The organism is Chitinophaga sp. (assembly GCF_035564935.1).
In the GTDB taxonomy this organism is placed as follows: Bacteria; Bacteroidota; Bacteroidia; order Chitinophagales; family Chitinophagaceae; genus Chitinophaga.
In genome coordinates this window covers 1-6,042 of record NZ_DATMTE010000463.1, presented here as the reverse complement: position 1 = coordinate 6,042, position 6,042 = coordinate 1, and the positions used below count along the sequence as shown (strand labels likewise).

8 protein-coding genes are annotated in these 6,042 nt (G+C 45.3%); 4 read left to right on the top strand and 4 right to left on the bottom strand.

Translation table 11 applies throughout. From position 1 onward, the window contains the following. The first annotated feature begins 123 nt into the window (after positions 1 to 123). The 4 genes from VN105_RS12030 (at position 124) to VN105_RS12015 (ending at position 3,164) form a co-directional block, all read left to right on the top strand. The gene (locus tag VN105_RS12030; RefSeq protein ID WP_325641153.1) at positions 124 to 1,002 is read left to right on the top strand and encodes a helix-turn-helix domain-containing protein; all 879 of its coding nucleotides are present in this window, start codon (positions 124 to 126) and stop codon (positions 1,000 to 1,002) included. A gap of 64 nt (positions 1,003 to 1,066) precedes the next feature. Next, positions 1,067 to 1,624 carry a DapH/DapD/GlmU-related protein gene (locus VN105_RS12025; RefSeq protein WP_325641151.1) on the top strand — a complete coding sequence of 186 codons (558 nt, stop codon included), beginning with the start codon at positions 1,067 to 1,069 and terminating at the stop codon, positions 1,622 to 1,624. A 76-nt stretch (positions 1,625 to 1,700) separates the two neighbouring features. Beyond that, entirely contained in the window at positions 1,701 to 2,759 is a 1,059-nt protein-coding gene (locus tag VN105_RS12020) for an NAD(P)-dependent alcohol dehydrogenase (RefSeq protein ID WP_325641149.1), read from the top strand. Between the two features lie 3 nt (positions 2,760 to 2,762). Beyond that, on the top strand, positions 2,763 to 3,164 hold the full coding sequence (locus VN105_RS12015) for a (R)-mandelonitrile lyase (protein WP_325641147.1): 402 nt from the start codon (positions 2,763 to 2,765) through the stop codon (positions 3,162 to 3,164). Positions 3,165 to 3,193: 29 nt separating this feature from the next. Here VN105_RS12015 and VN105_RS12010 read toward each other — a convergent pair whose 3' ends face one another. The 4 genes from VN105_RS12010 to VN105_RS11995 all read right to left on the bottom strand — a co-directional run. After that, the gene (locus tag VN105_RS12010) at positions 3,194 to 3,976 is read right to left on the bottom strand and encodes a hypothetical protein (protein ID WP_325641145.1); all 783 of its coding nucleotides are present in this window, start codon (positions 3,974 to 3,976) and stop codon (positions 3,194 to 3,196) included. Positions 3,977 to 4,056: 80 nt separating this feature from the next. Then, the gene (locus tag VN105_RS12005) at positions 4,057 to 4,638 is read right to left on the bottom strand and encodes a Crp/Fnr family transcriptional regulator (RefSeq protein WP_325641143.1); all 582 of its coding nucleotides are present in this window, start codon (positions 4,636 to 4,638) and stop codon (positions 4,057 to 4,059) included. Positions 4,639 to 4,673: 35 nt separating this feature from the next. Further along, positions 4,674 to 5,390, bottom strand: a complete 717-nt coding sequence (locus tag VN105_RS12000; RefSeq protein WP_325641141.1) for a LytTR family DNA-binding domain-containing protein — start codon at positions 5,388 to 5,390, stop codon at positions 4,674 to 4,676. Positions 5,391 to 5,409: 19 nt separating this feature from the next. Next, a partial coding sequence (locus VN105_RS11995) for a sensor histidine kinase (protein ID WP_325641139.1) occupies positions 5,410 to 6,042 on the bottom strand: 633 nt, incomplete at its 5' end.

Here is a 6,042-nt window from a genome sequence, read left to right as displayed (position 1 = left end):
CGGGAAAGTAATAAAAAGCGAGAAAAAAGACCCTGTATAACTTCATCCGGCAACCTTTGCTTATCCGGGAGATTCAAAATAAAGAAGGCCCTCTCTTTGTTTTGATTTCCTTAACTTTGTGCCATGAAAAAAATCCAGGCACGTTCCGTTTCAGCATACAATAACGACCTCCGGTTAAAAGGCTTTAATGCCTTCCAGATCGAAGAGGATAGCAATGTTACACGTTTTTACAGCCGGAAGGATTTTTATAAGATTTGCCTAACCACTGGTAAAAGTATGATCCATTATGCCGACAGGAGCTTCCAGGCGGAAGGTACCGTGTTGTTTTTCGGGAACCCTCATATCCCCTACTCCTGGGAAACCATATCAACTACTTATGCAAGCTATACCTGTCTTTTTTCAGAGGAATTTCTCAATCTTTCAGAACGTACAGACATCCTGCAGCAGTCGCCGTTCTTCAAAATAGGCGGTACACCTATACTAACCATCAGCGGGGAGCAGCGGATCTTCCTGAACACCATTTTTGAGAAAATGATCGAAGAGCAGCAAAGCGGTTATACTTTTAAAGATAACCTGATCCGCAATTACATTAACCTGATCATGCACGAGGCCATGAAATTACAGCCTTCAGGGAATTTTGATCAGCATAAAAATGCAGCCAACCGCATCACCGCTGTTTTCCTTGAATTGCTGGAACGGCAGTTCCCCATCGAAAGCCCGGATAAACCCCTTCAATTGAAAACTGCGCAGGACTACGCGCAAAACCTGGCCCTGCACGTTAATTACCTCAACCGCATGGTAAAAACCGTGACCGGCAAGTCAACCACCACACATATTACCGAACGGATCATCAGCGAGGCCAAAGCCCTGTTACAGCATACCGACTGGAATATTGCAGATATCGCCTATGCATTGGGCTTTGAATACCCCAGCTACTTTAATAATTATTTTAAACGGATGACCGGCACCAACCCTTCCTCCCTACGCTCCCTGGAAGTTTGAATTTCTTAATCATTGGTTTGATAGTCATAACCGGTAAAAGAATGGCACACCCTACCTTTGCGTTATGAAAAATATTTTCGAAAAGCTGAAAGCCGGAGAACTGGTTCCCCTGAACGATCCTGAATTTTCGGAGATAGATGCAGTGGTCAACCGCACACTGGCCTTGTCTCCGGCGCTCAATGCGGCAACCGGTACCGATGAGGTGAGAGTGAAACTCAGTGAGATCATAGGCTCCCCGCTCCACGAAACCACTACCATATTTGCTCCTTTCTATACCAATTTCGGCCGCTTTATTGAGATCGGCGAACATGTATTCATCAATCACGCCTGTTCCTTCCTGGAGATGGGCGGCATTGTGCTCGAAAATCATGTGCTCATTGGCCCTAAAGTGAACCTCATTACCGAGAATCATCCGCTGGATCCGGTAGCCCGGCGGGGTATACTGTGCAAACCCATTCTAATAAAACGGAATGCCTGGATCGGTGCAGGTGCTACCATATTGCCCGGTGTAACTATTGGCGAAAATGCAGTAGTGGCCGCAGGCGCAGTTGTCAGCAAAAATGTTCCCGGCAATACGGTCGTTGGCGGGATCCCCGCAAAAGTGATCCGGACAATTCCCTGAGAAACAATTTCCTTTTAATAAACCAGACGGCTTTCTTCAAAAATTTAAACCAGTCACCACTTTCAAGAAAAAAATTATGAATACCACATCAGTAAAAGCATATGGCACACCTGCTGCCGACGCGCCTTTAAATACGCTTAATATCAAACGGAGAAAAACAACTCCGCACGACGTGGAAATTGACATCCTGTATTGCGGGGTTTGCCACTCCGATCTGCATACGGCACGTAATGAATGGCATTTTACCGTGTACCCCTGTGTACCTGGTCATGAGATCGTGGGCAAAGTGGTAAGCGTAGGCGATCATGTTACCAAATTCAAAGTAGGCGATGTAGTGGGCGTAGGATGCCTGGTAGACTCCTGCCGCGAATGCCAGTATTGCCAGGAAGGCCTGGAGCAATTCTGCGAACCCGGCGCCACCCAAACTTATAATTCACCGGATAAACACCTGGATACACCCACCTATGGCGGGTACTCAGAAAGCGTGGTGGTAGACGAGAACTTCGTACTGCGCATCCCTGAAAACCTCGATCTGGCGGCAACTGCCCCGCTGCTTTGTGCAGGTATCACTACCTATTCCCCCCTGCGCCATTGGAACGTAGGCCCGGGTAAAAAAGTAGGTATTGTAGGCATCGGTGGTTTGGGACATATGGGTATCAAAATAGCCAAAGCCATGGGCGCACATGTGGTAGCGTTTACTACTTCAGAGTCAAAATTCGCGGAAGCCAAACGCCTGGGCGCAGACGAAGTGGTACTTTCCAAAGATGAAAAGCAGATGGAAGCCTTCCGCGGCAAACTGCACTTCATCCTCGACGCCGTTTCTGCAGAGCATGATATCAACGCTTACCTGAACCTCCTCCGGGTAGATGGCTCACTGGCCCTGGTTGGCGCGCCTGAACATCCCCTGCCGGTGGCCGCATTCAGTATAATCGTGGGACGTAAAAGCCTTGCAGGGTCAATGATTGGGGGCATTGCCGAAACCCAGGAAATGCTGGATTTCTGCGGACAACATAATATCACTGCAGATATTGAAATGATCAATATCCGGCAAATTAATGAAGCCTATGAACGTTTGCTGAAAGGCGATGTGAAATACCGCTTCGTAATAGATATAAATTCTTTAAAAACTTCCTGAGCTATGGAAATAACAAGAACAGGTTCAAAAGCATCCGTGAAAGGGCCGGCCGATTGGTTCAGCGGCGCGGTACGCATAGATCCTTTATTTGATCCCAATGACGCACGGCGTGCCGCTGCAGCAACGGTGACTTTTGAACCGGGAGCAAGAACAGCCTGGCACACCCACCCACTCGGTCAAACCATCATTATTGTATCGGGCCTTGGCTGGGTACAGCGGGAAGGCGGCCGGGTTGAAGAAGTACATCCGGGTGATATTGTGTGGTTTGAAGCCAACGAGAAACACTGGCATGGCGCCTCAGCCACGGTGGGAATGAGCCATATTGCCATACAGGAAAACCTGGATGGTAAGGTGGTAGATTGGCTGGAACAGGTAACGGAAGAACAGTATCGCTTTAACAGATAGGTATATATTGCAAACGGTGAAGCCAGGCTTCACCGTTTCTTTATTTGCAATGGCGCCAGGTTCAGTTCATCCGTAGCTTTCCGGTGCCCGCCAATATGCGGTGCTTTCCTTAATTGGTATAATTTCCTGAACACTGCTGTATGTAAAAATAAAATTGTTGCAGGAGCAAAAGCAGGAAACCAGACGAACGGGAATACCGTCATTTCCCGCAGGTTGCCGTTCGCTCCTGTAATAACCGCAATCACAAGCAGGTCAATAATGTCAATGATCCCCAGTATATTCCACGCATAAACAGCCGGTATACTCCCCGGGCGCTTCTTTGCAACCATCCTGGCAACCGGCAGTGCCAGGATAGCCGTAATAATATCTCCCAGGCCGGCCGAAAATGCAAATCTTGCAGGAAGAAGATGATAATAATAAATGATGATAAAAAATACGCCTACAACCCGGAATATATGCACAGCGATCAGTGATTCCAGGGTGGCCGACCGGAGCAGTGTCTTAAATAATTTCGTATTTCCAATAAATCCAAACAGGATGAGCATAAGCGGCATACCCGCCCATATCATTACTTTAGGTGGCACGGAATCTACATCGAACACCCCTTTTAAAGAAAACACGGAAACATACAGGAGGTAAAGAACGTAAAAGACTACGATACCAGTCCGGATATTCCGTGATTGCTGCGGCGTGATACCAGCGGCAACGGCGGCTTGTTTTACCGGTTTTGTAATGAAGAAGATGGAATAAAGAAAGCTGACAATAAACAGCGCGATAGCCCAAAGCGGCATACCCGATAAGTGATTTCCCATTTGATCTGTTATTTTGTAAAACAAAGGAAAATCAAATGCGCCAGCTTGCGCTTAGCAAATGGCAAGAAATGGGTAACCGGCTATTTTTTTGCAAATTCCTTTCTTATCCTGCTTAACGAAGTATCAGTGATACCCAGGTAGGAAGCAATATATTTTAAAGGCACATTTTGAAAGATGTCCGGGCTTGAATGTATCAGGTTATTATATCGTTGTTCCGCCGTTTCCTGCAACATCGACAACATTCTTTCCTTCAACATGCTATACTGGTTCACTATATTCAGTCGTCCAAATTCACGGAACTCGGGGATGGCGTGAAAACTTGCCTGCATATCTTCATAAGTGATATACCAGGTGTAGCATGCTGTAACTGCCTGGAGATATTCTCGTGCGGGACTTCTCTTGAAAAAGGAAAGCAAATCATTCGTAAAACTGTTTTTCGAATAAAATGCAGTAGTTACCTCGTTGCCATCAACATCGTACGTATAGGACCTGATAATGCCCTCTTCAATGAAATGAGACTCATTGCAAACTTTGCCGGCTTCAAGCACATACGCGTTTCTTTCAAATCTCACCGGTTCGAACCGCTCAGCTACCTGCATTGCCTTAGCCTGACTCATTGGTAATACCTGCTGAATAAACTGAACTAAACTTTCTTTATTCATCGTTTGCTTTTATATGCCAAATGTCGGTATTATTTTCAGAGACGGGAGCCAAACCTTTCAATCAGCTGTTCTTTATACTTTAAGCCAATAGGCAGTTCCGCCCCCTCAATTACCAATTGATTTCCTTCTATATACAGGATGGACCTCACGGATACTATATAGGATTTATGTATTCTCAGGAACAGGTTTGAAGGCAAACTTTCCTCTATACTTTTCAGGGTTTCATTGGTGATGATCACCTTCCCGTTTTTCATAAAGATCCTGAGATAATCGCCTATCGAATTTAAATAGGTAATATCTTCAAAATTCAGTTTATGCAATTTTTTATCTGCCTTTACAATAATAAAATGCTGTTCATTGCCCGAACGCTTCAAACTGGCTGCAGATTCCTCCAGTTCAATTACCCGGCGAACCTTATTTACCGCCTGCACAAACCTTTCAAAAGAAAAGGGTTTTAACAGGTAGTCTACCGCATTCAGCTCAAAACCTTCTATGGCATGTTGCGCATAAGCTGTGGTAAAGATCACACAGGGTGGTGAAGAGATCGACTTCAACATGCTGATCCCCGAAAGCGCGGGCATCTTTATATCCAGGAAAATCAACTGAATATCTTCTTCCTGCAGGGTTTCCAGCGCTTCAATAGCGTTACTGCACTTCTTCACCAGTTCCACTACGGGAAATTCATTTATATAGGATTCAATTACATCCCGGGAAAGAATTTCATCATCTACAATTATGCATCTGATTTTCATATATAATGATATCTAAAAGTTAATGTTGATTATCCAGTTCAAGCTGCAGCTGCACAGTATATAGCGCAGCCTCATCTTTAATAACAAGCTGGTGCCTCCCCGGGTAAAGCAGCTCCAGCCGCTTCTTTACATTATCCTGTCCAAGTCCCCTGAAACGATCGCTCTCCGGCTCGTCTACAACCCCTTTATTATTCTTCACGGTAAACCGCAATGTACTACCCTGAATATCCAGGTTCATATGAATGAATGCTTCATGTATCCCTGCTTCTACGCCGTGCTTAAATCCATTTTCTACAAATACAATAAACATAAACGGCGCTACACGGTGTTTACCCGGATCACCGTTCACCTCAAAGGTAACAGCCGCCTTCTCTGAATTTCTCAATTGTTGTAAGGAGATATAATTTTTCAGGTAATTGATTTCATTCTCCAAAGGAACAAAATCATCATCTGATTCATAGATCATATACCGCATCACTTCGGCCAGTCGCAGTAATGTAGCCGGCACTTTTTCATCCTTTTTCAGCGACAGGGAATAAATACTGTTCAGGCTATTAAACAGGAAATGCGGGTTGATCTGCGTTTTGAGGAATAACCGTTCTGTATGCGCTTTTTCATGCTGCAGGCGGATAAGCCTGTTTTCCGATTCAAG

Bases quoted from the DNA above. Each gene is read 5' to 3' on its own strand.
- VN105_RS12030 (WP_325641153.1), top strand. From the start codon at position 124: ATGAAAAAAATCCAGGCACGTTCCGTTTCAGCATACAATAACGACCTC.
- VN105_RS12025 (WP_325641151.1), top strand. From the start codon at position 1,067: ATGAAAAATATTTTCGAAAAGCTGAAAGCCGGAGAACTGGTTCCCCTG.
- VN105_RS12020 (WP_325641149.1), top strand. From the start codon at position 1,701: ATGAATACCACATCAGTAAAAGCATATGGCACACCTGCTGCCGACGCG.
- VN105_RS12015 (WP_325641147.1), top strand. From the start codon at position 2,763: ATGGAAATAACAAGAACAGGTTCAAAAGCATCCGTGAAAGGGCCGGCC.
- VN105_RS12010 (WP_325641145.1), bottom strand. From the start codon at position 3,976: ATGGGAAATCACTTATCGGGTATGCCGCTTTGGGCTATCGCGCTGTTT.
- VN105_RS12005 (WP_325641143.1), bottom strand. From the start codon at position 4,638: ATGAATAAAGAAAGTTTAGTTCAGTTTATTCAGCAGGTATTACCAATG.
- VN105_RS12000 (WP_325641141.1), bottom strand. From the start codon at position 5,390: ATGAAAATCAGATGCATAATTGTAGATGATGAAATTCTTTCCCGGGAT.